The 25,901-nt window shown below is 33.7% G+C and carries 19 protein-coding genes; 11 read left to right on the top strand and 8 right to left on the bottom strand.

The window, feature by feature from the left end:
* The 5 genes from ACZ2G0_RS08940 to ACZ2G0_RS08920 form a co-directional block, all read right to left on the bottom strand.
* Positions 1–294, bottom strand: a complete 294-nt coding sequence (locus ACZ2G0_RS08940; protein WP_470307329.1) for a hypothetical protein — start codon at positions 292–294, stop codon at positions 1–3.
* 120 nt (positions 295–414) lie between these two features.
* Positions 415–1,884 carry a lipopolysaccharide biosynthesis protein gene (locus tag ACZ2G0_RS08935; protein WP_470307328.1) on the bottom strand — a complete coding sequence of 490 codons (1,470 nt, stop codon included), beginning with the start codon at positions 1,882–1,884 and terminating at the stop codon, positions 415–417.
* A 19-nt stretch (positions 1,885–1,903) separates the two neighbouring features.
* Positions 1,904–3,190 carry a glycosyltransferase family 4 protein gene (locus ACZ2G0_RS08930; protein ID WP_470307327.1) on the bottom strand — a complete coding sequence of 429 codons (1,287 nt, stop codon included), beginning with the start codon at positions 3,188–3,190 and terminating at the stop codon, positions 1,904–1,906.
* A gap of 53 nt (positions 3,191–3,243) precedes the next feature.
* Positions 3,244–5,676 (bottom strand): YfhO family protein, encoded by a 2,433-nt coding sequence (locus ACZ2G0_RS08925; RefSeq protein ID WP_470307326.1) that lies wholly within the window; start codon positions 5,674–5,676, stop codon positions 3,244–3,246.
* Between the two features lie 46 nt (positions 5,677–5,722).
* Positions 5,723–6,007, bottom strand: a complete 285-nt coding sequence (locus ACZ2G0_RS08920) for a DUF4834 family protein (protein ID WP_470307325.1) — start codon at positions 6,005–6,007, stop codon at positions 5,723–5,725.
* 130 nt (positions 6,008–6,137) lie between these two features.
* Here ACZ2G0_RS08920 and ACZ2G0_RS08915 point away from each other — a divergent pair, with 130 nt between their 5' ends.
* Together ACZ2G0_RS08915 and ACZ2G0_RS08910 are read left to right on the top strand one after the other, a co-directional pair.
* Positions 6,138–7,094, top strand: coding sequence for a transporter (locus tag ACZ2G0_RS08915; RefSeq protein ID WP_470307324.1), 957 nt, complete (start codon positions 6,138–6,140; stop codon positions 7,092–7,094).
* Positions 7,095–7,117: 23 nt separating this feature from the next.
* Positions 7,118–8,236 carry a GTP cyclohydrolase gene (locus ACZ2G0_RS08910; RefSeq protein ID WP_470307323.1) on the top strand — a complete coding sequence of 373 codons (1,119 nt, stop codon included), beginning with the start codon at positions 7,118–7,120 and terminating at the stop codon, positions 8,234–8,236.
* 71 nt (positions 8,237–8,307) lie between these two features.
* On the opposite strand, the gene ACZ2G0_RS08905 is transcribed toward ACZ2G0_RS08910, so the two are convergent.
* Entirely contained in the window at positions 8,308–9,570 is a 1,263-nt protein-coding gene (locus ACZ2G0_RS08905; protein ID WP_300287118.1) for an aminotransferase class I/II-fold pyridoxal phosphate-dependent enzyme, read from the bottom strand.
* Between the two features lie 288 nt (positions 9,571–9,858).
* Between ACZ2G0_RS08905 and ACZ2G0_RS08900 the strand changes: the two genes are divergently transcribed.
* On the top strand, positions 9,859–10,656 hold the full coding sequence (locus tag ACZ2G0_RS08900) for an NYN domain-containing protein (RefSeq protein WP_300287120.1): 798 nt from the start codon (positions 9,859–9,861) through the stop codon (positions 10,654–10,656).
* Here the strand turns inward: ACZ2G0_RS08900 and ACZ2G0_RS08895 are convergent.
* On the bottom strand, positions 10,653–13,028 hold the full coding sequence (locus ACZ2G0_RS08895; RefSeq protein WP_470307322.1) for a hybrid sensor histidine kinase/response regulator: 2,376 nt from the start codon (positions 13,026–13,028) through the stop codon (positions 10,653–10,655). The two genes, ACZ2G0_RS08900 and ACZ2G0_RS08895, sit on opposite strands and share 4 nt — an antisense overlap.
* Positions 13,029–13,451: 423 nt before the next feature.
* Here ACZ2G0_RS08895 and ACZ2G0_RS08890 point away from each other — a divergent pair, with 423 nt between their 5' ends.
* The 4 genes from ACZ2G0_RS08890 to ACZ2G0_RS08875 all read left to right on the top strand — a co-directional run bounded on the left by ACZ2G0_RS08890 (position 13,452) and on the right by ACZ2G0_RS08875 (position 17,649).
* Complete coding sequence (locus tag ACZ2G0_RS08890; protein ID WP_470307320.1) at positions 13,452–14,030, top strand: non-canonical purine NTP diphosphatase; 579 nt, start codon at positions 13,452–13,454, stop codon at positions 14,028–14,030.
* 193 nt (positions 14,031–14,223) lie between these two features.
* On the top strand, positions 14,224–16,143 hold the full coding sequence (locus ACZ2G0_RS08885; protein WP_470307319.1) for a DEAD/DEAH box helicase: 1,920 nt from the start codon (positions 14,224–14,226) through the stop codon (positions 16,141–16,143).
* An 86-nt stretch (positions 16,144–16,229) separates the two neighbouring features.
* Positions 16,230–17,000 carry a carboxypeptidase-like regulatory domain-containing protein gene (locus ACZ2G0_RS08880; protein ID WP_470307318.1) on the top strand — a complete coding sequence of 257 codons (771 nt, stop codon included), beginning with the start codon at positions 16,230–16,232 and terminating at the stop codon, positions 16,998–17,000.
* A 112-nt stretch (positions 17,001–17,112) separates the two neighbouring features.
* Positions 17,113–17,649, top strand: a complete 537-nt coding sequence (locus tag ACZ2G0_RS08875; protein WP_470307317.1) for a hypothetical protein — start codon at positions 17,113–17,115, stop codon at positions 17,647–17,649.
* Positions 17,650–17,865: 216 nt separating this feature from the next.
* Here the strand turns inward: ACZ2G0_RS08875 and ACZ2G0_RS08870 are convergent, their stop codons facing one another.
* The gene (locus ACZ2G0_RS08870; protein WP_470307316.1) at positions 17,866–21,972 is read right to left on the bottom strand and encodes a PAS domain S-box protein; all 4,107 of its coding nucleotides are present in this window, start codon (positions 21,970–21,972) and stop codon (positions 17,866–17,868) included.
* A gap of 447 nt (positions 21,973–22,419) precedes the next feature.
* On the opposite strand from ACZ2G0_RS08870, the gene ACZ2G0_RS08865 reads away from it, so the two are divergent.
* The 4 genes from ACZ2G0_RS08865 (at position 22,420) to ACZ2G0_RS08850 (ending at position 25,853) form a co-directional block, all read left to right on the top strand.
* Complete coding sequence (locus ACZ2G0_RS08865) at positions 22,420–22,875, top strand: MarR family winged helix-turn-helix transcriptional regulator (RefSeq protein WP_470307315.1); 456 nt, start codon at positions 22,420–22,422, stop codon at positions 22,873–22,875.
* A gap of 12 nt (positions 22,876–22,887) precedes the next feature.
* Positions 22,888–23,520 carry an NAD(P)H-dependent oxidoreductase gene (locus ACZ2G0_RS08860; protein ID WP_470307314.1) on the top strand — a complete coding sequence of 211 codons (633 nt, stop codon included), beginning with the start codon at positions 22,888–22,890 and terminating at the stop codon, positions 23,518–23,520.
* 38 nt (positions 23,521–23,558) lie between these two features.
* Entirely contained in the window at positions 23,559–24,125 is a 567-nt protein-coding gene (locus ACZ2G0_RS08855; RefSeq protein ID WP_300287978.1) for a YceI family protein, read from the top strand.
* A gap of 327 nt (positions 24,126–24,452) precedes the next feature.
* The gene (locus tag ACZ2G0_RS08850) at positions 24,453–25,853 is read left to right on the top strand and encodes an anthranilate synthase component I family protein (protein ID WP_470307313.1); all 1,401 of its coding nucleotides are present in this window, start codon (positions 24,453–24,455) and stop codon (positions 25,851–25,853) included.
* Positions 25,854–25,901 lie beyond the last annotated feature (48 nt).

Below are 25,901 nucleotides of genomic sequence, written 5' to 3'. Positions count from 1 at the left end.
CTAAAAACAGTTCTCAACAAAGGTTTTTCCATCCTCATCAATCGCTACCAATATTTTCTTTTTTTTATTTGAAGAGTAACATAAGTAACCCCAAACGAGTGACCAAAGTCCAAAAGTGATGCAACAGAGTAGCAAGTTAAAATTGTGGTTGACTTTCCTATTTTCTTTGGATAAAACCGCAAAAGGTAGTTTGTCATTTTTTTCTTCAATAACGAACCCGCTATTTACTTTTGAAGACAAAATAGAAAGATAATTTTTCCAGTCCTCTTCCCTAATAAACTGATCTGTTTTCATAATTGTAGTGTTTACTTCAAAAACTAGTTTTCAATATAACACAACAAAAATAATAAGAATGTAGAACCAAGTCAATACCCACATTTAGTGATTAACACATGTAAGCTTGATTGCAGATGTTTAGTTGGTTAATTTGAATTTTTTCAATAATCCATCTAAGACTTCATTGATTTGCAGCGACAATTTAAACTTAAAGTTCAAATAAACATAAGCAATGGTTACTAATATTGATTTTAAGATAATTGCAATTATGGGATTTAAAGGAAATTCCCAAAAATAAAACAACAAGAACAACCCAAAGGTCAAAAACATCGAATAAACGGTTTCTTTGGTAAATGGATACAAGTGCAAGCGTTTCACAACAAACATTAACTTAGCTAAACTGTATAGGGTAATGGAAAGTAATGTAGCAAAAGCCGAACCTAGAATACCAAAAATTGGAATAAAAATCATATTTAAAACAACGGTCAGCAAAACTAAAACAACACCTAAAAACAACACTGCCCTATAATATTTTGTATTGAAAATAATGGCATTGTTATTTCCTAAAATTAAATCAAAATACTTTGACAAACCAATCATAAAAACGACTAAAACTCCTCCTCCATACTCTTTAGGAATCATATCATACAACTGATTGATATTTACAAAAATACAAAGCATGACAAAACCACCTACGATTTGTAAATTAATTGAAGTCTTTTTATAAAGTTCATTCAATTCCTCTTGTTTGTCTTCGTGCATTAATTTTGCAGTGATGGGATACACTATCTGATGCATCGCTCTACTTGGAACGGAGATAACTAATGCAATGTACGTAGCGATAGAATAATAGGCAATATTCTCTATTTTAATGTATTGATTAAGCATAATCTTATCAATATCTAGCAACAAAGTAGCTACACTCCCTGATAAAATAATGAAAAAAGTGTAAACAACTATATCTTTAAAATTATGAGGAAGCCCAAGTTGAAAGTTAGGTCTTTTTAAGTAAAAAGCATACAACATCGTTACAATCAAAGCTACAAAATAAATTGCCGCTGTTACATAAACGAACTGTACGATTGTTATCCAATTGTAATAAATAGCAATCAACGCGAATAATGAAAATGTACGTAATCCAACCTCCTTAATAAAATTACCAAACACGGAATGCATGTGTACACGCGCCCAAGCATAAAATATCTCGAAGTATGCCATACACAATCCTGTAAAAGGAATCAGCCATAAAAATTCTTTAACGATTGGATTTTCTTTCGAAAAATAAGCTGCTATTTCATCAAAAAAGAACCAGCCAATCAGCAACAATGGAACCGATAAGACCAGTGGAAAAAAGACGGAGAAAGAGAGAAACCGGTCTTCCTCTTGTTCCGTTTTACATTGCGAATAAAACTTAACCAAGGTATTTTGCATTCCGAAAGCAAGTAATGGCATAACAATACTTGAAGCCGAAAGTATGTAATTAGTTAACGCGTAATATGTAGCGCCTAAAAAATAAGGATATAAAAAAATTGTATTGATAGCGCCAATCCCAAAACCAATATAAGTGATTATCGTATTTTTTAAAGACTGATTTAGTACTATACCCATGGTATTTAGGAATTGATTATTAGTTATTAAGAAGTGCTACTAACTCTCCCGTTAGATTTTTGCGAGAATACTTTTCGACACCTACTCCATTTGCTTGTAAATTTCCCTCTAAATATTGATTGTAATAGTGTGTAATTGTTTGTTTGAGTTTCTCCTTTTGGTTGTATTCAAAAAACACTCCAGTGTTAGTATCCTTAATAATTGACTCAAAATCAGAGTTTTTAGGACCTATGGCAATTATAGGTCGGCTAGAAACCATATATTCAAATAACTTCCCAGGAATAATACTTTTGGTATCCTCAGAATCAATTTCGATCAATAAAAGCACCTGAGATTTACGTTGTTCGGCGATAGCCACACTATGTGAAACGTAACCCATTGTATTGAGGTAAGTAGCTAAAGTACTTGCGCTAATCGCATCTAATACTTCTTGACTTACCGCTCCTATAAGTTTTAGTTCTAAATCGCGTTTAAAACTAGGGATTTCTTCAATTAACTCCGCTAAGCTTTCCCATAGGATTACAGGATTTCGATTCGATAAAAAGGAGCCTATATGTGCCAAACTAAATTTAGTATCCTTAACCTGAGTTGGTACAATTTCAGTATCAAAACCATTTGTAATAACAGTTATAGGCTTTGTAGTCAGCGCTTGGAATTCGGTTTTAGTAGTTTTACTAGTCACTATGATTGCATCTGCTGTATTTAGAACCTGATGCTCTAATTTTTTATGCTTCTTAGCGGCATAAGCCGAAAGTCTTAGTGATTTATGATAACCTATAGTTGTCCAAGGATCACGAAAATCAGCAAACCATTTTAAGTCTAACTTATTTTTTAAACCTAAACCTATTAAATGTAAACTATGAGGTGGACCCGATGTAATGATGGTATCGATATTATTCTCATTGATATAGTTTTCCAAATACTTTATTGATGGTTTCACCCAAAAACAGCGGGCATCAGGAATAAACAAGTTTCCGCGAATCCATAATAATACCTTATCTAAAAACTGCTGTTTTTTTTGATTGGGAATAATCCCCGAATTCATTTTCTGAGTTTTGTTCTTAGACAAAAATGAAGCCAGTTGATAAGGCTCAAAGATATTTTTTCGCAGTATTATTGCCTTATCTGAAACATCTTTTTCTAAATTTTTATCGATAATTGGATACGTTGGATTTTGGGGAATATAAACCACCGGTTCAATTCCAAAGTCGGGCAAATATTTGACAAACTTAAGCCATCGTTGCACTCCAGGGCCACCAGCGGGAGGCCAATAATAAGTAATAATTAAGATTTTTTTATGTTCCAATTTATAATTGTTGGTGGGTTACCGTTTTGACTAGACTTATTTAAAAAATATAATTAGTCAATTATTTTGGCGATCTTCTTCTTTTCAAAATAAATACCGGCAACCAACAAGATTAAAATACCTATTCCACTAGCTATTGTTATACTACTTCCCGTCTGTATTACATCGGGTTCAAACTTGAACTCTATTGTATGCTTTCCTTCGGGAACCATCATCCCTCTTAAGACGTAATCTACAGGAAAGTGGCTAGTCTTTTCACCATCAATGTAGGCGTTCCATCCTTTTTCATAATAAATTTCAGAAAAAACAGCTAAGCCCTCTTTTTTACTATCTGAACTGTACTTGATGTAGTTAGGCTTATAAACATTCAAAGTAATTGTACCCGTAGTATCTAAATTTCGCTTTAAACGCGCATTTTTAAATTTAGCACCATACAAATGAATATTAAAAATAGCTGCCTTTTTAGTATTGATATTGTTAAGCATCTTCATTTCGTCATCGGCTTTATTGACTAGCTTAATATCATTTACAAACCATGCATTTCCATTTGCATCTGGATTAATAACAGGAAATTCTTTGCCTTCTTTATCAGTTTGAATTACATATTTTACATTAAGCATATTCAAGACTTCCAAATTGTTTTTGGCAATTTGGTAATCAAATAACTGCTGTACCCTTCTAGGTTTAGCAGCATGATAGCCACCAATTGATTTGTGAAAATAAGAAGCGCGAGCACTCGAAAAATTCCCACTTACTTCAAACACGCGGTAATGTGTGGTGTCTTGTAAAATCATGGCATCAGCAGGCGTTTCAACAAAAGGGACTTGCACCTCTCTTGCACTAACAAAATCCTTGGATGACACATAATTTTTATCCACAAAAAACAAATCAGAAACCATAAACAGTCCCACGAGAATAATAGCAGTATTATGAGCGATTTTATTTTTTATGAATAACCATAAAACACCTGCCGTTAAGACTATAAAGAAGCCTGAGCGCAATAAATCGGCACTGTACAAGCTCATTCTATCTGCTTTTAAGGCATCTACAAAACCTGGCCCATAACTCTGTACAAAATAACTGTCGTTAGGTCCCTCAAAATCAAAAAGACTCTTGCTAAAGAACAATAACATAATCAATCCTAGAGCAGCTGCAGTAGGTTGCCAAAGGGATTTCCATCGCAGCTCTTTTTCTAATTTAAAAAAGGACTGCAGACCCATTATCGCGAGAACCGGAAAACATAATTCTAATATAACCTGAATAGAGGACACCGCTCTAAACTTATTGTACATGGGAACGTTATCAATAAAAAAGTCTGTTAGTGCTGGAAAATTTTTACCCCAAGATAATAAAAGCGACACTATTGCTCCCGATAGAAATACATATTTTATTTTGCGATCGTCAATAAATAAGCCAATTAAAGCTAAAAAGAAAACAACTGCACCAATGTATGCGGGTGCCGCAACAATAGGTTGGTCTCCCCAATAGGTAGGTAAGCCCGATGCAAAATCAGCTGCTTGACCTTCAGGCACGCCTTGCCCTACCATAAAGTCATACATACTACTATCCGTACCTACGGCTTCATGATTAGAGCCTCCAAAAAGTCTAGGAGCAATTAAGTTAAAACTTTCTGCCACTCCATAGCTGTACTCTGTAATATAATCACGGCTCATTGCGGTACTAGCTGTATTTTTAGATCCATCTGGATTAAAGTTTAGCTCACTTTTACTACGAGTACTAAAGTTAGCATACTCAGCTGTAGCTAATAAATTTGTAGCATTCGCACCAATTGCGAAAATTCCGGCTACGGCTAAGACACCAATTGAGATAAACAAGGACTTAAAGTCTTTCTTCTTAAGTTCGAGATATATAAAATAACTAGACAGAATCAACAAGAAAATCAAAAGATAGTAGGTCATTTGAAAGTGGTTCGCATTGATTTCAAGCGCCGTTGCAAACAAAGTAAGTAAACCGCCTACTACATATCGTTTTCTGAAAACTAAAATAAAACCGGCAATAACCATGGGCATATAGGCAATCGCGTGTGCTTTGGCATTGTGTCCTACTCCTAAAATTATGATGAGATAAGTAGAAAAACCAAAAGCTACTGCGCCAAAAAACGCTTTTAAAGGATCTACTTTTAAAACAAGTAATAATCCATAAAAACCTAAAAAGTATAAAAATAAATAATCCGCTGGACGAGGTAAAAAACGTAAAACATCATCTATAGCGCCAATAAAATCATAAGGGTATTTTGCTCCTAACTGGTACGTTGGCATGCCTCCAAAGGCACTGTTAGTCCAGTATGGTTCCAAGTGTTCGGTGGCTCTAAAGTCATTTTGCTCTTTAGCCATTCCCGTATATTGAACAATATCTGATTGAAAAATTTGCTTCCCTTGAAGTACGGGATAGAAATAAATTAGTGAAACTATAATAAAACCAATAAGGGCTAAAATATGCGGATAAAATTTATTTACTATTTTCAATTTAAAACTTTTAATTTAATAAAAAAGGAGATTTTCAGGACCAAAATTAATCTATTTCTTCGTAATCAACATAGTCCCCTACTTTTTTAGTTTCTTTTGGATTTTTTGCATTGGCTGTGTTGTAGATAATCTCATCTTTTGCAGCTGTCCTTTGCCATGAATTATCCTGAGAGTAGTTTTGTTGTTGCTGTTGGAAATTCTGGCCTGCTTTTTCAACTACTTTCTTAACTAATAGCGGCAGAAATAATTTTGCTAAAAATTTAAAAACATAGTAAAACATGAGAATATAAAAGATAGTTTTTACAAAACCAGTAAATGAAGCCGTTTCCATAAGTAGATATTTTTTAGCAAAATTAAGGAATCAAAGTCGAAAATTAGGAACAAACTTAAAATATGACTCTTAAATAAATGATAAAATATAGTACATTTGAAATACGTTATTATTTTAAACAGCAAAGAATATGTCAAAATCTAAATTATACTCGCTTTTAGTTCTAGTACTGATTTGTAGTTCTAATTATGCTCAGCATACTGACCAAATCAATTCTAACAGACCTGGAGTTACTATGTCAGCCTTTGCAGTAGGAAAGTCAGTGATTCAAGTCGAAACAGGTGCCTACGGAATTCATGAAAACCATGTACTACTAGGATACGATGCCAAAGGTTTTGGAGCTGATCTGACACTGAGATATGGCGCATTTATGGAACGGTTGGAAGTTGTAGCCAATTTGCAATACCAAAATGCTGATTTTAACACACCATTCAGTAGTATTAACAAAGCAGGACTGAAGCAAACCGTTTTAGGAGCAAAATACTTGATTTACGATCCTTTTAAAAATTACGAAAAAAAGATTAATGTCTACAGTTGGAAAGCGAATCAAAAATTCAATTGGAGACAACTGGTACCTGCCGTATCACTATATGCAGGAGCTAATTTCACGATGAAAAATAATCCCTATTCCTTTTCTGCAGATGCTTCGATATCGCCTAAAATAATGCTTATCACTCAAAACCACCTAGGTGATGGTTCTTGGGTTTTTGTAACTAATATTATTGCCGATTATGTCACTACTGACTTCCCAAGTTATGGCTACGCAATTACTTTAACCAAAGGAATAAGTGAAAAATGGTCTGGATTTATTGAAAATCAAGGATATAAAAGCGACTTTTACAGCGATGCTATTTTGCGTGGAGGTGCCGCATTCTTACTAACTAAAGACATGCAAATTGACGCCTCAGTAAGTACTAATTTTAAAGATACTCCAACAATATTTTATGGAGGACTAGGTTTTTCATGGCGCTATGACGCCAATTATAAGGAAGTTAGAATGAATTTAGACAATGGCGGAAGAAAAAAGTCTAAGTCAGAAAAGAAAGCGGAGAAAAAAGACAAAAAACGCAAGGATGCAATTGAATAACGAGATTAAACATAAAAAAAATAATGATTACTATTAAAGAAGTACATACCAAAAAGGAACTTACTGAATACATAAAATTTCCTTTTGAACTCTATAAAAACAACGAATTTTGGGTACCACCAATAATTGCAGATGAACTAGAGTCATTTGACAAAACTAAAAACCCCGCTTTTGAAAATGCCGAAGCTTACTTTTATCTCGCTTACAAAAACAATAAAATAGCTGGTAGAATTACCGCTATCATCAATTGGAGCGAGGTTAATGATCAAAAAAAGAGTAAAGTCCGCTTTGGCTGGTTTGATGTAATTAATGACATAGAAGTAACAAAAGCACTACTTGAAAAAGTATATGAACTAGGTCGCAAAAATAATTTAGAATATGTTGAGGGACCAATGGGTTTTTCTAATTTAGATAAAGTAGGCGTCTTAACTGAAGGTTTTGATCAATTAGGCACGATGATTACTTGGTACAACCATCCGTATTATGCCACTCATTTTGAGAAGTTAGGCTATGTTACTGAGAAAGAATATATCGAAAGTAAGTTTCCATTCGAAAATGTGAAACTAGATCATTTTGATAAAGCGCAAGAACTAATTAAAAGAAGGTATCAATTAAAAGAACTTAATTTTAAAAAGACGAAAGACGTTTTGCCTTATGTAGACAAAATGTTTGATCTATTTAATGCTTCGTACGCTAGTTTATCGTCTTTTGTTCCTATTACAGATATCCAGAAAGAGTATTTCAAAAAAAAATACATCAGTTTTATTAATCCTGAATACATAAAATTTGTAGAGGATAAAGATCATAATTTAGTGGCTTTTGCTATAGTAATGCCAAGCTTTTCACGCGCTTTACAAAAAGCAAATGGAAAACTTTTCCCTTTTGGTTTCTACCATCTTTTAAATGCTAGGAAAAACAGTAAAGACGTTACTTTTTATCTTATTGGTGTTCATCCTGATTATCAAAGTAAAGGAGCACATGCTATCATTTTTAAGGAATACCATACGACCTTTACAGAGAAAGGAATTCAAAATTGCATTCGCACACCAGAATTAGCTGATAACCATGCTATACATGCTATCTGGAAGAATTTTGATCCTGTGGTGCATTGCCGCAGAAAAACTTTTAGATTAACACTTTAAATCTAGATACCAAAACAAAAAAAATCCATTTACTTTCGTAAATGGATTTTTTTTATGCTTGTATTGGACAATTATGCGTCTAAATCTACTGTAGTTCTAGCAGCGATTTCTTTATAAGTTCCGCCAATTAATTTTTCACGAATAGCTTCAAAAGCGGTTAATGTCTCATCGATATCAGCTAGTGTATGTGATGCTGTAGGAATCATTCTTAGCAAGATGATCCCTTTTGGAATAACCGGATAAACGACTATTGATAAAAATATATTGTAATTTTCTCTTAAATCGTTCACCATGATCATTGCCTCTGGAATTGATCCTTCAAGATAAACAGGTGTTACACAAGTGTTAGTATCCCCAATGTTGAATCCCTTTTCTTTCAATCCACTTTGCAATGCATTTACATTTTCCCAAAGTTTATCTTTTAAGCCTGGATTATCTCGCAACAATTGCAATCTTTTCAGTGCTCCAATTGTTTGAATCATAGGCAATGCCTTAGCAAACATTTGAGAACGTAAATTGTATTTTAAATAATCAATAATGTCTTTATCAGCTGCTAAAAAAGCACCAATACTAGCCATTGACTTTGCAAAAGTCGAGAAGTAAACATCGATTCCGTCTTGACAACCTTGCTCTTCCCCTGCTCCAGCTCCTGTTTTACCTAAGGTTCCAAAACCGTGAGCATCATCAACTAAAAGACGGAAGTTGTACTTTTCCTTCATCGCAACGATCTCAGTTAACTTACCTTGCTGACCGCGCATTCCAAAAACACCTTCAGTGATAAAAAGTATACCTCCACCTGTTTCCGTAGCCATTTTAGTAGCACGTTGCAGGTTTTTTTCCATACTCTCTAAGTCATTATGCTTGTACGTAAATCGTTTACCCATGTGTAAACGAACACCATCAATGATGCAAGCATGAGCATCCACATCATAAACAATAATATCGTTTTTAGTAACAAGGGCGTCAATACAAGACATGATTCCTTGGTATCCAAAATTCAACAAATAAGCAGATTCTTTTTGTACAAAAGCAGCCAATTCGTTCTCTAATTGCTCGTGATATGTGGTATGACCGCTCATCATACGAGCACCCATTGGGTAGGCAGCACCGTATTCTAAAGCCGCGTCAGCATCTGCCTTACGAACTTCAGGATGATTAGCTAGACCTAAATAATCGTTTATACTCCAATTCAAAATATCCTTTCCATGAAACTTCATCCTTGGCCCTAGTTCACCTTCTAATTTAGGGAAAACAAAATAGCCTTCAGCTTGCGAAGCCCATTTTCCTAGTGGTCCTTTATTGTTTTGAATTCTTTCGAATAAATCCTTTACCATAATATCGTTAAGTAATAATTTTAATTTTAAGAAGTTGCAAAAATAATTATTTAAATTTTATAAAAGTAGCTAAAGTATATTTATTTTCGAATAGACGACTCCACTTTTTACTAACCCAGTTACACCAACTTTCTTTTTCCTTAGCGAAAGTACAAAATTGCTATTCTACAACATTCTTTAAGCCAAGATAACTGTTTTTTGCCAAACAAAACAATAGTCTATTGAAATAGTCCTAAAACAGAATCGATTAAACTTTGTATCTTTGACTAAATTTACACCAATTATTTTATGTCTCAACTTACTAAAGAACTTAAACTAGCTGTATTAATTGATGCTGACAATGTTCCTTACAGCAATGTAAAAGGAATGATGGAAGAAATAACAAAATTTGGCACACCAACTACCAAACGTATTTACGCAGATTGGACGCGTCCAAATGCCAATGGATGGAAAGGTGTCTTATTAGAGCATGCAATCACCCCTATCCAACAATACAGTTACACTTCAGGCAAAAACTCTTCGGATTCCGCATTAATAATTGATGCTATGGATTTACTGTACACCGGAAAATTAGATGGTTTTTGCATCGTTTCTAGTGATAGTGATTTTACAAGATTAGCCATAAGGTTGAGAGAAGCAGGTATGAAAGTTATCGGTATTGGTGAACAAAAGACACCAAAACCATTCATAAGCGCCTGCGATCGTTTTATATTTATCGAAGTCCTAGATGGTGCAATTAAGAAAAAAGCACCTAAACAAAATAATGACACTAAAAAGCCGGTTGAAAAAACAACAGTAAAAGCAGTTGAAAAACCAGCTCAAAAACCACTTAATAAAATAGATGAGCCTACCATTGAATTAATCGAATCTACCATTGAAGACATTGGAGATGATGATGGTTGGGCATTTCTTGGTGATGTTGGAAACTTAATTGTAAAGAAAAAACCTGAATTTGACCCTCGTAATTACGGATTTGTTAAGCTGACGCCAATGCTAAAAACATTGACAGATATCCTAGAGATTGACGAAAGAGAGTCCGACAAAAAGGGGATTAAACATGTATTTGTGCGTTTGCGTTTTAGTTAAAGTAAATCCTTTACGGCTTTAAATAAAATTTCTTTTTTAATTGGCTTGGACAAATAATTGTTCATGCCAATTTCTTTGGTTCGCAACTTAGTGCCTTCCATAACGTCAGCTGTCACTGCTATAATGGGAACATTGCTATATTTAGTTCCTGCTAAACCATTACGAATGGCTATTGTTGCTTCATATCCATCCATAATAGGCATTTGTAAATCCATTAACACTAAATCTATATGATGTTCTCTTAAAACATCTAAGCCTTCCTGACCATTTAAAGCATAAAACACGGTTGTATTCAACCATTTTTTAGTTATCATTTTAATAACCATTTGGTTAATAGCATTATCCTCTACAACTAGCAAATTCTTCCCCCCTAAATCACATACTTCGGAGGTAGCTATAGTAGCCGGTTGCACTACTTGCTGAGCAACAGTATCAAACTCAAGATAAATAGTAAAAACGGTACCTTTATCCACTTTACTCTTTACGCGGATACGACCACCCTGAAGCTCTACAAGTGTTTTAACGATAAATAATCCCAAACCTAGTCCGCCAAATTTCCTTGTATTATTAATTGAATTTTGAGAAAAGGAATCAAAAATACTTACTATTTTATCCTCAGCAATACCCATTCCTGAATCAGCTATTGTTAGCTTTAATGAAGCCCTACTTGCACTTAATTGCTCACTAGCAATTTTAAACGACACATAACCAGTTGACGTGAATTTTATTGCATTATTGATCAAATTATTCACAATTTGAGACAATCTCATTTCATCTCCTACAAACTGTACCGGTATTGCGTTAGGTTTTTCAAATCTAAATTCTAATCCCTTTTCCTTTGCTCTAATTCCAGCACTAATTTCTATTTCCTCCAGCAATTTTAGTGGATCAAACGGAGCTTTATCTAACGTTAACTCATTCTTTTCTATTTTAGAAAAATCAAGAATATCATTTACTGAACTCAGCAAACTTTGTGATGAATATTTAATTACCTTACAATTATCTTTTATTTTATGATCCTCAACTTCAGTTGAAATAGAGTCTATTAAATTCATGATCGCATTGAGAGGCGTCCTTAATTCGTGGCTAATATTAGATAAAAAATAAGACTTCAAATCATTCATTTCTTCTGAACGTATTAACGCCAAACGATTAAGTTCATTTTTTTCATTTTTTAAATTCCTAATTAAATTCGACATTGAAAGTGACAAGAAAATAAGTTCTAGTCCCGTACCTATTTTCGAACTATTTTGAGTGGTAAACGTATTTTCGATAAATCCGAGATTGTTCAAAATAAAAACACCAAACCCTACAATCAGGAAAAAAATACCTATTGTAAAGAAAGTGTCGATAGGCTTTTTCTTGACATATAAATAAATGATAGAAAAAATAATTAATAATAAAAAAACCAAAACCAACAAATTGACAATCTTATAGCAATAAGGCAAAGCGGCAGGCACTAAAGCTGAAAAAAACAACAAAACTAACAACGATACATAACTCATGTTAAATAACTTGAAGAGGACTTTGCTGTGCTTTTTTATGTTCAAAAAAACTTCGCTGTACTTTCCAGATAAAAAAGCACCTATTATTGCAAAAAACAAAACTGCATGATTAGAAAACCAACCTCCTCCTGGGGTAACGTATTGATAGAAAAAACCATCTAACGCAAATTGCAATAACCCGACAGAAATAACGTATAAGCTATAATATAGAAAAGTGGACTCTTTTAGTGCGAAGAAGAAAAACAAATAAATGATTGCGACTATTGACAATATCCCATAGAAAATACCAAATAGAAATTGTTCCATTGAATTCATTTCAACAAAACCATCTGCAGAGTATAGCACTAGTGGTAATTTGAGTACTTCGCCATCGCTTTTAACATGTAAGACTAATTTTAAATTAGCATTGGGCTGAATTTTTAAATCAAAAAGACTTCTTCGGTTGGGATGGCTACGGTCTTTATAAGCAATGCCATCTCCACTAATTTCCTTTACAATAGAGCCAGAGTTCACATCTACTATATAAAGTTCTACAAGATTAGTAATGGGTCTAGCTGTCTCCAGGTAATAATGTAGCTCAGAATTTGTCTCATTAATAATAGTAGTCATAGACCAAAAGTTACTCTCGGTAAAACCCAGATAATCTTTGGTATTCTTAAAATTAATTGCATTGAAGGAATCATAATTTTTTAAAACAAAATTAATATCCATTTCCCGTTCACCTACATCGGCTAGATAGGTGAAATTTTGAAGTGAGACCGTATTGGGTAATGTATCTTGACGAAAAACATATTGGGAGTATGTATTTGAGCACAATAACATTAAAATAGCGAGACATAATCTACTAGTAAGGGTATTGTTATGCATTTTTATTGAAGTAAATGTTATTCAATTAACTACGGTTAAAAACAACTAATAGTTTTTAACACTTTAACTTTTTTTTTAAATTTGGTAAGGAAAGATAGCTTATTTATTTTAAACTTCAATAATTTTAAAATAAATAAAAGTTCTAGTTTACCCTACACCTTTTATAAAGAAGTAAACTATTAAGAAAAAAAACAGCTAAGCCTTTTATAATCAATAAGGAAAATCAATTCAATTTATTACAAATACATAGGCATTAAACAACTGTAGTTTTTCTGCATTTCAATAAAAACACCGCAATTCATTAGCCGACTCGCCTACCCTAGTTAAATCAAAAGCAAAAAAGAATCGCTAACCTCATCTTTATGAAAAAAAATAGTTTTTAAATAATTTATATCTTTGCTAGTGTACATTAAAACTCATTACATGCAAATCGTTTTCGCCTCCAACAACAAAAATAAAATTGCCGAAATCCAACAATTACTACCTGAAACAATTCAAATAATAGGATTAGAAGAAATCGGATGTTTTGAGGACATCCCCGAAACTGCGGATACTATTGAAGGTAACGCCATTTTAAAAGCTAATTATGTATCAGATAAATATGGTTACGATTGCTTTGCTGACGATACAGGACTTGAAATCGACGAGTTAAATGGCGAACCAGGAGTCTATTCCGCTCGTTATGCAGGACCGCAACGTAGCGCTGCTGATAATATGGATAAAGTTTTAGAACAGCTACTTTCAAAATCCAACCGAAATGCTGCTTTCAAAACTGTTATTGCGCTAAATTACAAGGGCAAACAGTATCTATTTACAGGTATTGCCGAGGGAGCTATAACTACCCAAAAATCAGGATCAGGAGGATTTGGATACGACCCTATTTTTAAACCAACCAATTACGACCAAACCTTTGCGGAACTTTCAGCCGAATTGAAAAATAAAATTAGTCATCGAGCAAAAGCAACAAACCAACTCATTCACTATTTGAATGCTGTCAAATAGTTACTAAAAAATACTCATTCTGCATTTATAACTTAAAAAAGATAGCGCTTTTTAACTACTTCATAAAATACAATACGTTTTGAAGTAACACAACTTTCTGATAATCAATTACTAATAAAACATTAATTCTTAAGTTTGCATTAGTTTATATGAATAATTTAGAGTAATTTTGCACCCTATTTTAAAAATACATATGAATAAATTTGAACAATTAGGATTGAGTGAATCGTTACTGAAAGCGATTTTAGATCTAGGATTTGAAAATCCGAGCGAAGTACAGGAGAAAGCGATTCCCCTATTATTGGAAAAAGATACAGATATGGTTGCGTTGGCTCAGACAGGGACAGGGAAAACGGCAGCTTTTGGTTTTCCAGTTATCCAAAAAATTGATGCCAACAACAAAAACACTCAGGCATTAATTTTATCTCCAACGCGTGAGTTGTGTTTGCAGATTACTAACGAACTTAAAAACTACTCTAAATACGAAAAAGGTATTAATGTGGTAGCAGTTTACGGCGGGGCTAGCATTACAGAACAGGCAAGAGACATTAAAAGAGGAGCACAAATTATTGTTGCGACTCCAGGTAGAATGCAAGACATGATCAATAGAGGTTTGGTAAACATTACCGGAATCAACTATTGTATCCTTGACGAAGCAGATGAAATGTTAAACATGGGATTCTATGATGACATCGTAAACATTTTATCTACAACACCAGACGAAAAAAACACATGGTTGTTTTCTGCAACAATGCCTGCTGAAGTAGCACGTATCGGAAAACAATTTATGACAGACCCTGTTGAAGTTACTGTAGGTACTAAGAACTCAGGTTCAGCTACAGTATCTCATGAATTCTACTTAGTAAATGCTCGTGATCGTTACGAAGCTTTGAAACGTTTAGCTGATGCTAATCCAGACATTTTCTCAGTAGTTTTTTGTAGAACAAAACGTGATACACAAGCTGTTGCTGAAAAATTAGTTGAAGACGGATACAGCGCTGCTGCATTGCACGGAGATTTATCTCAAGCGCAACGTGATGGTGTTATGAAATCGTTTAGAGGCCGTCAAATTCAAATGCTTGTTGCAACTGATGTTGCTGCACGTGGAATTGACGTTGATAACATTACACACGTAGTGAATTATCAATTACCTGACGAAATAGAAACTTACAATCACCGTTCCGGTCGTACGGGTCGTGCTGGTAAATTAGGTACTTCTATCGTTATTGTAACTAAAAGTGAATTGCGTAAGATTTCTTCTATTGAAAGAATCATCAAGCAAAAATTCGAAGAGAAAACAATCCCATCTGGAATTGAAATCTGCGAAATCCAATTATTGCACCTTGCAACTAAGATAAAAGATACTGAAGTTGATCACGAAATTGACAACTACTTACCAGCTATCAATAATGTTCTTGAAGATTTATCTAAAGAAGAATTGATTAAGAAAATGGTATCGGTAGAATTTAATCGTTTTATCAACTACTACAAGAAAACTAGAGATCTATCTTCTCAATCAGGTGAAAGACGTGAAAGAAGCGACGATCGAGAGCCTAGAGAAAATAATAATGGTGGTGCAACAAGATATTTTGTGAACATTGGTTCTAGAGATAATTTTGATTGGATGTCATTAAAAGACTATTTAAAAGAAACATTAGACTTAGGTCGTGATGACGTATTTAAAGTAGACGTAAAAGAAGGATTCTCTTTCTTTAACACTGACCCTGAGCATACTGATAAAGTAATGGAAGTATTGAACAACGTACAATTAGAAGGACGTCGTATTAATGTTGAAATTTCTAAAAATGATGGTGGCGGAAGACGTGACCATAATGGAAGAAGTTCTGGTGGTGGATTTGGTGGCGGAAGAAGTTCGGCTCCAAGAAGAGAAGGAAACTTCGCTCCTAGACGTGAAGGTTCAGGTGGTGGTTTTAGATCAGACAGAAACTCTTCAAGAGAAGGTGGATTTGACGGAAGAAGCTCTGCTCCACGTGAAGGAGGTTTTGGAGGTAGAAGTTCGGCTCCAAGAGGAGAAGGAAGTTCTGAAAGAGCACCTAGACGTTCTGAAAGCTTTGGTGATTCACCAAGACCAAGAAGACCAAGAAGAGACTAACGTTTAGTTAATTTTCTTATAATTATACTAAGAAACTACAAAATATTTAATCCTGATTTACTACTTTTAAAGTTTTAAATCAGTATATGAAATATTTTGTAGTTTTCTTTTTTTTAGTACTATCGTTAACTACTGCCTCTGCGCAGGAAGTAATACATTCTCAAAAAGTTACCGGATACCTCTATAATGACAATACCAAAACCGCACTAGCGAACGTTAACGTCATTAATATCAATAAGGTAAGAGGAGCTCGAACTGACTCTAACGGCTACTTTGAGATCGATGTTCAACCATCCGACACACTTCACCTTACACTTCTAGGATTTCAATCCTTACGAGTAAAAGTTACCAATGACTGGCTTAAAAACAAAGTGGCTAAAATTTTTCTAACTGAAAAAGCTATTGCCTTGGAAGAAGTGGTAATACGCCCCTTTAACCTTACAGGCTTTCTAGAAGTAGATTCTAAAACAATACCAACAAGAGAAAACTACCGATACAGTATTTCAGGTCTTACCTCAGGCTACGAAGCAGGACAAAATTCGGCTGGAGCCTTCGGTAAAGTATTAGGTTCTATATTTAACCCAGCTGATATGCTCTACAACTTTTTTGGAAAAAACCCCAAGGAGTTGAAGAAGTTAAAGGAAATGAAAAAGGACGACACCGTACGAAATCTTCTTGAATCTAAATTTGACCGTGAAACGTTAGGTGTACTGCTAGGAATTGATGTAAAAGACATACCTGAAATTTTACAGCGTTGCAATTATTCGGAATCATTTATAAAAACTGCTAACGATCTACAAATAATGGATGCTATTAGCGGCTGTTATGAGGAATATAAAATTCTTAAAAAGCGCTAAATTTTATTCAAACAAATCTTAATCTCGTACAAACCATGGACGGGATTTTTTTTTTACTTTTAACTCCATTAAATCAATTTAAAACTTATTTTTGACTTTAAATTACTATTCCATGCCAATAAAAAATCTATTTTCAGTTGTAGCTACAACTGCTGCACTAAGCTTCACCGTTCTAACAATGGGGCAAACCAAATTCAACCAACAAAAAGCAGGTAATGTCTTTGACATAGACATTCCTGATTATATGACTCGCACTGTGGGACTGAATGATGTTGCTACAGTCCAGTATAAAAATAGCGTGAAAGACATCTATACTATTGTTATCGAGGACAGTAAGGAAGAATTAGCTATAGCCGATATTTTTTACTCTTCACTAAAAGAGTTCCAAGAGGAATTTGAGAAAGACTTTATTAAAGATGAAAAAAAACGCACCAGCTCCACTCCTATCTTTACAACAAAAAACAATATTAATTTTGCAGAATACGATGCATCCTATTTTGATGAAGAACTGCAAATTGAAGTGTATTACTTAGTAGGTATTGTAGAAACAAAATCGCACTTTTACAAAGTATTATCTTGGACCAACCTAGCTAACAAAGATAAATTTAAAACTGATTTCCAAAAAATACTATATAGCTTAAAGCAATAATTCATTTATGTGCTAATTAGCCGCTTTCGATACCTGATAGTATTCATTCGGCTGATTCGTATTGTAACAAAACACAGTACTACTAACCTTAAATAAAAAAGAAATGGCAAAAAGTCAAGATGCAAAAAAAACCGTAAAAAAAGAACCTCTTAAAACTGCAAAAGAGAAAAAAGAGGAAAAAAGAGAAAAGAAAAACAGTGCTAAAAGAGATTAAATCTATCGAAGATAAGTAGCTAAAATACGCTCAAGATCTTCAATTATTATGGGTTTGGGCATATAATCGTCCATACCTGCTTCAAAACATTTTTCTTTTTCACCAATTAAAATTCCAGCTGTTATCGCTATAATAGGAGTTCTAGAATTAGATTCTATTTCTATTGCTCTTATTTCGGCGGCAGCTTCGTAACCATTCTTATTAGGCATTTGGATATCCATTAAAATTATATCTGGAACATCTAATTTGTAAGCCACAACAGCAGCTTCTCCGTCTATCGCCTCTATTAAAATACTATTAGGAAGGATCCGTTTTACCAATGTTCTTGCTAAAAACATATTAATTTTGTTGTCTTCAACAATCAGAATTTTTTTCTGATCTAGACTTTTAAAAGGCGACCCGTCATTCATTTTGGCATTTATCTTATCCACTTTTTTACTTTTATCTACTGTTTTCAACTCGATGGTAAAGAAAAAATTACTTCCTGTTCCATAAACACTTTCTAAATTAAGCTTACTATCCATCAATTCTAGTAATTGATTTGATATGGACAACCCTAATCCAGTTCCGCCAAACTTTCGGCTTGTGGAATTATCTTCTTGAACAAAAGAGCGAAATATCTTTTTATTATTATCTGCTTTAATCCCAATGCCGGTATCTTTTACAGAAAACTTAATATTACAAAAATTTTCCTTCGGAATTTTTTCACGACTAATTTCTAAACTAACGGATCCTTTGTGCGTAAACTTAATTGCATTACTGATCAAATTAACCAAAATTTGCTTTAGTCTTAGCGAATCACCAAGTATAAATTGAGGAATATTTTGATCAATATCCAATTGCAAATTTATATTTTTTTCAGAAGCTGCGTACTTGAACAAACCAATTACTTGATCAATTAATTCAAATAAATCAATTTCTTCTTCATTAAGTTCCAATTTACCTGATTCAATTTTAGAAAAATCTAAAACATCATTTACAATTTGCATTAACGAGTTCGCCGATTCCTTTACCGTGGCCATATATTCAAACTGACTAGAGCTTAGATCGGAATTAATTAACAAATCGGTAAAACCTATAATTCCGTTTAATGGAGTCCTGATCTCGTGGCTCATATTGGCAAGGAAATCTGTTTTTGCTTTATTAGCCGCCTCCGCCTGCTCTTGAGCAGCTCGTATTTCGGTTTCCATCTCTTTACGTTCGCTGACGTCAATAAAACTGATAACAACCTCTGTTATTTGATCGTTCTCATCTAAAATAGGATATCCACTAACTAAGACCCATACTGTTTTATCATTTACTGGATTCGGTCTACCAATGATGTAGTTGTTTATGGATTTTTTGGTTTTCAAAATTCTAGCTACGGGATAATCTTCTAACGCTAATTCGACTCCTTCCTCACTTATAAATTGCCAAACTGGGTCGCTGATATCCTTATCTAAAAAAACTTCCGCCTCTAGTCCCAAAATATCTGTGGCCTTGACATTTATCATTAAGATTTTTCCGTCTGCTCCGTGTACTACTATACCTGCTTCTAAATTATCCAACAGTCCCCTGTACCTTTGCTCTCCTTCAAGAAGTGCTGCATCTCCTTTTTTAGCTACTGTTATATCTCTTGCTAAACAAATAAAATGAGTCGTTTTCTCATCACTTTGCTCCATAGGCGCTATCGATAATTCAAACCAATACAAACCATCGGGTAATTCTAAAGTATATTGAACACCGGTTGAAACGCCTGCTACTGCGGCTTCTTGTAAAGCAAGTAAACAAGCATCTGTAGCTGCTGGTGGAAATACTTCTCTAATATTCTTTCCTATAAAATCATCTACCGGCAGCAGTAATAAATCATTGCGTTTCGAATAATAATTATGAAAGGTACCATCCAAGCTCACTTCAAACATTAAATCAGGAATCGCTTCAATAATAGCTTCCATTTTTTTGTTCATTTTCTTAAATTCTTCTTCTGATAACTTCCTTTCCGTGATATCCGTAATAGTGCCTATGTACCCCACCACTACATTCTCAGAGTTTCGTTCCATAATTGCATGCCCCATCACCCATACAACTTGACCATTTGGCTTAACAAATCGATATTCAGAAACGGAGATTTCTTGCTTTGAAGTTGATTTTTCCCAACTGGTAAATAACCTTTCTTTATCGTCAGGATGCACTGCGTCTAGCCATCCATCACCCATGGCTTGTTTATAAGAAAAACCTGATATTTCGCACCATCTTGAATTGACATAAGTCGTAAAACCAGTTGCATCCGTACGAAAGATACCCACAGGAGAAACTTCGGTTAATGTATGGTACCTCTTTTCACTTTCGTAAATAGCATCCTCTGCTTTTTTTCTTCGTTCTTCTTTATCAAATAAATTTAAAGCAAATGTTATATCCTCTGCTACTCCTTCTAGTAATGCTATTTCTTCTTCATCAAAAAAGTTTTTTTCACTGGAATACATCACAAAAGAACCAATTACATCTCCAAAACTCCTAATTGGCACTGCTATCATAGATAAATAATCACGATCCAAGGCCGATTTTTTCCAAGGAAGCATAATTAGGTCATTTTCGATATCATTACTAACTACGGCTACACCAGTTCGACTTGATTTTCCAACTGGTCCTTGCTCTTCGGGTACATTTTCATCTATAGTGATGGCTCTTATTTCAGATAGATAATCTTTATCCTCACCAGCAACCATAATCGGGAGTATTAAATTATTTTGACGATCAATTAATCCGATCCAAGCCATTTTAAACTGACCGCAATTAACAGCAATTGAGCAGGCTTCTTTAAAAAGCGAGTTTCTATCAGTTGCACGAACAATCATTTGGCTGATTTGAGTAATAAAAAGGTACAAGCGATTCGTCTTTTTAATTTTTGACTGTGCCAATATTGACGAAGTAATATCGGTAATTACTCCATGACAAACCACGTTCCCATCATCTTCCAAAACAGGTAGTGAATTTACTTTATGCCACACTAACCCTTTTGTGGGATGGTGGTATCGATAGTTCATTTTATGAGGAACTAATTGCTCTTTTGTGGTTTTTATGCTGCTTAGCAATAACTTTCTGTCTTCAGAATGAACTAAATTAAAAATCAAATCAGAATTATCTTCAATCTCAGATAAGTTAAAACCGTATATATCAAATAAAGCATCACTAACATAGGTAAATACCAAATTACCATCGACATTATATTGCATCGAGTATATCAGACCTGATGAAGTAGCAGCAACTTTCTGAAATTTATCGCGTTCCTTTTTTAGCGTTTCTATTACTCGCTTATTTTCGGTAACATCTTTAAAATTTGCAATGACTCCACGAATATGTTGATCATGAAGCATATTGGTAATTACCCCTTCTAGCCAAATGTAATGCCCCTTTTTATGCTTTACTTTAAAGGAAATAAATATTGGAGTGGCTGGAGATTGCAGTGATTGATTAATTTTATTTTTTACGATTTCAATATAATCAGGATGGTAGTACTCTTCATCTGATAATTTTATGAATTCCTCATCAGTGTATCCATTCGTTCTAAAAGAGGATGAACTCCGGAATAAAACTTTTGACTCTGGGCAAAAAACAGTTATAATTCCTTCATTATTTTCAACCAAAGTACGAAAACGCATGTCGTTTCCTATTTTATCAAAACCAACTGCATGTAATGGACTAACAGCATAACCAGTCAAGTAAATGATTTTAAACTCAGTGTTAAGTTCACTAATGATCCAGCTTGAATTAAGGACTTGTTCATCTCCCCTTTTTAGTCTACCTTTAAATTTAAAGCCTAAAATCGAACGTTCCGGTCTAATAAAAACAGATTGAATTGCCCCAGAATCTTCCTGATGAAATAAAGAATAAAACGACTTATTTTTAAACGTTTTTTGCGAATTGCCTAAAATACTACTTAAGACCGAATTCAACTCCAACACCTTTCCATCAAAGCTAATGGAACATATTAAATCTGAGGAGTGTTCTAAGCGAAAATTAAAATCAGATAAGAAATTACTGTTATTAAAATAATTTTGCATTAAAATCTCCTGACTTTTGATTTTCCTGACTAAATCATCATAGGATGGAACATCTTCGGTACTACTCATAATTTACATATTATCAATGCTATCATTGGGATTAATAGAAGCTCCAACCAAAACCAAAGTTAATTGTTTAAGGAATTGCAATATTGCATTTAGTTAAAGTTAGTAATTATAATGAAAAATCACAAAAAAACAAGACCTCTGTCGTTTATATATTTTATTGATAAAAGAAAAAAACTTCGTTTGTAGTTGGAAAGTAGCCTGTATTAAAATTTGATTTCCTTCAAGATGTAGTTATATCTTTTTTTTTTTGCGAATCTCAAACTATAACAATATAATTAGCAAGAAAGCTATTTAAACTCTTAAATAACAGTGCTATGTATTGTTTCGAATTATCAATTTAAAATTCAAAACAGGTCTATCATAAATTTTAAATCAAAAAAATACAAAACACTTGTATATACAAATAAAAAAAGTGTTACATTTGTACCAACAAATAAAAAAGTAAGCATGAAAATTGAAGAAGTTATAAAATCAACCGTCAAACTAGACGATGATCATAAAATAATTCTAAATATAATGTATACTCAAAATTTAATAAATGAAAATTTTAATGAGCTGTTAAAGCCTTATGAAATTTCAGGAGAGCAATACAATGTTTTGAGAATACTCAGAGGTCAAAAAGGAAATCCTGCAAACATGTCTATGATCCAGGAGCGAATGATTGCACGTACTAGTAATACAACAAGGCTAGTCGATAAATTACTTTTAAAACAATACGTTACCCGAAAAGTATGTCCTGCAAATAGACGAAAAATAGAAGTTTTAATCACGCAAAAAGGGCTTGATATTTTAACTGAATTAGACCCAAAGCTGTTGCAGCACAACCGTTCATTAGCAAAAAATTTAAGCGCTGAAGAACAACACCAATTGAATACATTATTAGAAAAATATAGAAATAAATAATCAAATACCATTATGAACACCTTTATAGAACACCAAAACTGGCGTTATGCCACTAAAAAATTTGATAGTAGTAAAAAAGTAACTGCTGCTGATTTAGAAATTTTAAAAGAAGCGATTCGTTTAAGTGCTTCTTCATACGGACTGCAACTTTACAAAGTGTTAATCATCGAAGATGCAGCACTAAAAGCTAAATTGTTACCAGCTTCTTTTGGGCAAACGCAAGTAGTTGACGCATCACATTTAATTGTTTTTGCAAATCAAACCAACGTAGGGGATACTGAAATAGACGCCTATTTAGAAAACACTAGCGCAACTAGAGAGCTACCTTTAGAAGCATTAGCAGGATACGGTGGTTTCATGAAAAACACGATAAATCCAATGCCTGAAGATTTAAAAAACATTTGGACATCAAAACAAACATACATTGCAATGGCCAATTTATTGCATGCTGCGGCTGAATTAAAAATTGATACTACGCCAATGGAAGGATTCAATGCGGCGCAGTACAATGAAATTTTAGGATTAGATGTCTTAAACTTGAACGCTTCAGTAATTGTACCAATAGGATACCGTCACGAAGAGGATGAAACTCAACATTACAAAAAAGTTAGAAAAGCACCACAAGATCTTTTTATAACATTATAATTAACAACACTAATTTACAAACTCAAAATATTAAAAAAATGAAAAATTTAAAATCAATCGCATTAGCATTATCAGTTGTATTTTCAGTTGCAACAACTACAGCTCAAACAAAAAAAATCGACGCTTCAAAAAGCACGATCAACTGGGTTGGTAAAAAAGTAACAGGCGAGCATAGCGGAACAGTAAACTTCAAAGATGGAGCTATCGTTCTTAAAGGAAAAAAATTAGCAGGAGGAACTTTCACAGTTGATATGACTTCACTAACTGCTACAGATCTTCAGGGAGAATACCAAGGGAAATTAAACGGACACTTGAAATCAGAAGACTTTTTTGGAACTGAAAAATATCCTACCGCTACCTTAGTTATTAAAAAAATTGGAACTAAATCTGCTAACCTTTATACTGTAGTAGCTGATTTAACAATCAAAGGAATCACTAAACCAGTTACATTTGATATGACTGTAAACGGAAACACTGCAACAACTGCTTTTAAAGTTGACAGAACCAAATATGATATCAAATACAACTCAGCAAGTATTTTTAGTACTATTGGAGACAAAGCAATTTCAGATGAATTTGAATTAGCGATCGCTTTAAAATTCTAATTTTAAGATCCTAAACACTACCATTTTAAACCCAACAGGAAGCTGTTGGGTTTTTTATTTTCTACCTGAGAATATTTAACAAAATTCTAGTCTAATTGTGATTATTTTTTTCAGAATCTATTTGTAAAACCAAATTACATTCTTATCTTTGACTCATGAAAACGATTACAAACAATACTTGGTGGTGGAACAATTTACGTCAAACGTCGTGAACTAAGCTCCTATGGTATTATTAGATACATTTATAAAAGGCTTGTCATGACGACAAGCCTTTTTTTTGTGCTAAAAAAAATGATTAAATAAGTATAAATCTTAAACTTAATTCAATTGAAACTATTTACATTAAAAACAAAATACAAGCAGCTTTTAGCGGATACGATTACCCCTGTTAGCCTTTATTTTAAAATCAGAGATAAATTCCCTAACAGCCTTTTACTGGAAAGTAGCGACTATCATGGTAATGACAACAGTTTCTCCTATATATGCTGTAATCCAATTGCTTCTATCAAAATAGAAAATGAACTTATTATTAAGCAATTTCCTGATGGTACTAAAGAGCAAATTACAATTGACAGCTCTATTGATGTTCCTACTATCATTCAAGAATTTTCAAATCAATTTAAAGCTGAAAAAAATGATTTCAAATTCATAAACAACGGCTTGTTTGGATACATTTCATATGATGCAGTTCGGTATTTTGAAAAAGTAACCATTGCTAAAAAAGAAAACAGCAATACCATTCCTGATATTTATTATGCTGTTTATCAAAACATCATTGCTATCAACCACTTTAAAAATGAAGCGTATATCTTTTGCCACAGCTTAGAAGGGAAAGATAATATTGCCGAAATTGAGCAATTAATGCAATCTCGAAATATTCCTTCCTATAAATTCTCAAAACAAGGTGAAGGATTCTCAAATCTAACTGATGCCGAATTCAAGCATAACGTAGCGCTAGCTAAAAAACACTGCTTCCGTGGTGATGTCTTTCAGTTGGTATTATCAAGACGTTTTACCCAAGGTTTTAAAGGAGACGAATTTAATGTGTACCGTGCTTTGCGCAGTATCAACCCTTCTCCTTACCTATTCTTCTTTGATTACGGTGATTTCAAAATTTTTGGGTCTTCGCCCGAAGCTCAAATTATCGTGAAAAATCGCAAAGCCGAAATTCATCCTATTGCAGGAACTTTCAAAAGAACGGGTGACGATGAAAAAGATGCTGTATTAGCAAAACAACTGTCAGAAGACAAGAAGGAAAACAGCGAACATGTTATGCTAGTGGACTTAGCTCGAAATGATTTAAGTAGAAACGGACATATGGTCAATGTGGAGAGTTATAGAGAAGTACAGTTTTTTTCTCATGTTATTCACTTAGTTTCTAAAGTAACCGGTCATTTGCATGACAATGCTTCAACCATGCAGGTAGTAGCAGATACGTTTCCTGCAGGTACATTAAGTGGAGCGCCTAAACACCGTGCCATGCAATTGATCGAAGAATATGAAAAAACCAATCGTAATTTTTATGGCGGTGCTATTGGGTTCATGGATTTCGAGGGTAACTTCAATCATGCCATTATGATTCGAACATTCCTTAGCAAAAACCACCAATTGCATTCTCAAGCAGGTGCAGGAATCGTGGCTAGCTCTGATGAAGAAAGCGAAATGCAAGAAGTATACAATAAATTAAGAGCTTTGAATACGGCCTTAGACCTAGCCGAACAGATATAAAAACACAACACAAGATTGAAAATCGATCGTAAATCAATTTCAATCTTT

This window comes from Flavobacterium sp. KKT103 (genome assembly GCF_055640565.1).
Note: the sequence above shows the minus strand (reverse complement) of the source record. Positions and strands in the feature narration are given on the sequence as shown.

Excerpts from the sequence above, each read along its gene's own strand:
- ACZ2G0_RS08935 (WP_470307328.1), bottom strand. The coding sequence starts at position 1,884 with ATGGGTATAGTACTAAATCAGTCTTTAAAAAATACGATAATCACTTAT.
- ACZ2G0_RS08940 (WP_470307329.1), bottom strand. The coding sequence starts at position 294 with ATGAAAACAGATCAGTTTATTAGGGAAGAGGACTGGAAAAATTATCTT.
- ACZ2G0_RS08855 (WP_300287978.1), top strand. The coding sequence starts at position 23,559 with ATGAAAAATTTAAAATCAATCGCATTAGCATTATCAGTTGTATTTTCA.
- ACZ2G0_RS08865 (WP_470307315.1), top strand. The coding sequence starts at position 22,420 with ATGAAAATTGAAGAAGTTATAAAATCAACCGTCAAACTAGACGATGAT.
- ACZ2G0_RS08860 (WP_470307314.1), top strand. The coding sequence starts at position 22,888 with ATGAACACCTTTATAGAACACCAAAACTGGCGTTATGCCACTAAAAAA.
- ACZ2G0_RS08920 (WP_470307325.1), bottom strand. The coding sequence starts at position 6,007 with ATGGAAACGGCTTCATTTACTGGTTTTGTAAAAACTATCTTTTATATT.
- ACZ2G0_RS08880 (WP_470307318.1), top strand. The coding sequence starts at position 16,230 with ATGAAATATTTTGTAGTTTTCTTTTTTTTAGTACTATCGTTAACTACT.
- ACZ2G0_RS08875 (WP_470307317.1), top strand. The coding sequence starts at position 17,113 with ATGCCAATAAAAAATCTATTTTCAGTTGTAGCTACAACTGCTGCACTA.
- ACZ2G0_RS08870 (WP_470307316.1), bottom strand. The coding sequence starts at position 21,972 with ATGAGTAGTACCGAAGATGTTCCATCCTATGATGATTTAGTCAGGAAA.
- ACZ2G0_RS08895 (WP_470307322.1), bottom strand. The coding sequence starts at position 13,028 with ATGCATAACAATACCCTTACTAGTAGATTATGTCTCGCTATTTTAATG.
- ACZ2G0_RS08915 (WP_470307324.1), top strand. The coding sequence starts at position 6,138 with ATGTCAAAATCTAAATTATACTCGCTTTTAGTTCTAGTACTGATTTGT.
- ACZ2G0_RS08900 (WP_300287120.1), top strand. The coding sequence starts at position 9,859 with ATGTCTCAACTTACTAAAGAACTTAAACTAGCTGTATTAATTGATGCT.
- ACZ2G0_RS08890 (WP_470307320.1), top strand. The coding sequence starts at position 13,452 with ATGCAAATCGTTTTCGCCTCCAACAACAAAAATAAAATTGCCGAAATC.
- ACZ2G0_RS08910 (WP_470307323.1), top strand. The coding sequence starts at position 7,118 with ATGATTACTATTAAAGAAGTACATACCAAAAAGGAACTTACTGAATAC.
- ACZ2G0_RS08905 (WP_300287118.1), bottom strand. The coding sequence starts at position 9,570 with ATGGTAAAGGATTTATTCGAAAGAATTCAAAACAATAAAGGACCACTA.
- ACZ2G0_RS08885 (WP_470307319.1), top strand. The coding sequence starts at position 14,224 with ATGAATAAATTTGAACAATTAGGATTGAGTGAATCGTTACTGAAAGCG.